2 protein-coding genes are annotated in these 835 nt (G+C 60.1%); both read right to left on the reverse strand.

The features are described 5' to 3' along the window. Positions 1-31: 31 nt before the first annotated feature. Positions 32-370, reverse strand: coding sequence for a YnfA family protein (locus AC1DNF_RS35690; protein ID WP_478153655.1), 339 nt, complete (start codon positions 368-370; stop codon positions 32-34). A gap of 73 nt (positions 371-443) precedes the next feature. Beyond that, positions 444-835: hypothetical protein (locus AC1DNF_RS35695; protein ID WP_478153657.1), on the reverse strand; the 392-nt coding region annotated here is incomplete at its 5' end.

Genomic DNA, 835 nt, shown 5'->3' on the forward strand with positions numbered 1-835 from the left:
TTGGCCGACTGTAGCCGGTCACAACGTCGGTTCAGCGGACCGCTTCTCGTGGCCCGAACATGATGATGGCCATGCCAATGAAGCACACGGCGACGCCAATCCAATCGCTGGTCGACGGGGTGACCTTGTCCACTGCCCAAAGCCAAAGGATGGCGACGCCGATGTAGACGCCCCCGTATGCCGCGTAAACGCGGCCCGCGGCTGTTGGGTGAAGGGACAGCATCCAAGCGAACAGCGCCAAGCTCAGCGCCGCCGGGATGAGCAACCAAGCCGATTTTCCTTCCCTCAGCCAAAGGTACGGCAGATAGCACCCGACGATTTCAGCCGCGGCCGTGGCGATGAACAGTCCAAGAGTCTTGAGGGCTTCCATGGCTGCATTGTGCTCAACGGCCGCCGGTCGGCTGGGAGGATGTCGCGAAAGTCGGCTCTTGGCCGAGTGCCGCCTAAGCGGCTGCACGCCAGCTTACCCCGACGCCATTTCTCGCCAGCACGGCGAACATTGTGAATTCTCGGTCCGAGATTCGGATGTTGCCTTGTCCGACGTGGCGTTGGAGGTACGGGACGACATCGTTGACAAGTAGGCGTGCCCCAAGCTTTCGGTGAACCTCAACGAGCACCTCCGCCACGTTGCGTTCGACAAACTGGTCCAGCAAGACAATCCTCGACCGGTCCTCCATAAGGAGGCTGCGCTCATCAACGAGATTGGTCCATTCAAGACCTTCGGTTCCTGTCGCAGGAAAGTGAGCCCGCATGAGTTCGTGGACGCGACGTGTGTTCATCTGTTCCTGGGTTGGCTTGAAAACTGGAGGTGCATGCGAGTGTCGGCTTTTGGCCG

Source organism: Variovorax sp. 01T432, assembly GCF_056398605.1.

Coding starts and splice junctions, on each gene's coding strand:
- AC1DNF_RS35690 (WP_478153655.1), bottom strand. CDS start 370: ATGGAAGCCCTCAAGACTCTTGGACTGTTCATCGCCACGGCCGCGGCT.